The organism is Myxococcus sp. AB025B (assembly GCF_006518215.1).
Classification (GTDB): domain Bacteria; phylum Myxococcota; class Myxococcia; order Myxococcales; family Myxococcaceae; genus Myxococcus; species Myxococcus fulvus.
Genome location: NZ_SRLW01000733.1, coordinates 1 through 424, shown reverse-complemented (window position 1 = coordinate 424; position 424 = coordinate 1). Strand labels below are relative to the sequence as shown.

The window sequence follows — 424 nt, the reverse complement described above, 5'->3', positions numbered from 1 at the left end:
CGGCTGCTGCGCACGCCCGGTCACGTCGATGCCGGCGGTGACATCACCGATCCGGCGCTCGGCGCGGATGTTGATGCGCGGGTCGGACACCGCGTTGTAGTTCCAGGTGAGGTTGCCGCGGGTGATGGTCAGGTCCTGCCCATACGCCTTGTAGCGGCCGCTCACTTCCAGGCCGCCATTGGCGGTCATTTCACGGCCGGGCTTGGCCCAGACCTGCATCTTGCCGGTCAGCGCGCCCTTCAGGCCGAACCCGGTCATCTTCACCTTGTCGCCGAGGCTGACCGTCAGGTCCATGTCCAGCGGCGAGGTGCGCGACTCTTCCGGATCGGCCGGGTCCAGCACCACCACGTCTTCGGACACCGAGGTGCCACGGTCCAGGCGCTCCAGGTCGATGTCGGCCTCGGGCACGTGCACGGTGCCACGC

1 protein-coding gene is annotated in these 424 nt (G+C 68.4%); it reads right to left on the bottom strand.

Translation table 11 applies throughout. The annotated features are described in order from the left end of the window. Positions 1-414: translocation/assembly module TamB domain-containing protein (locus tag FL311_RS43725; RefSeq protein ID WP_255510420.1), on the bottom strand; the 414-nt coding region annotated here is incomplete at its 3' end. Between the last annotated feature and the right edge of the window lie 10 nt (positions 415-424).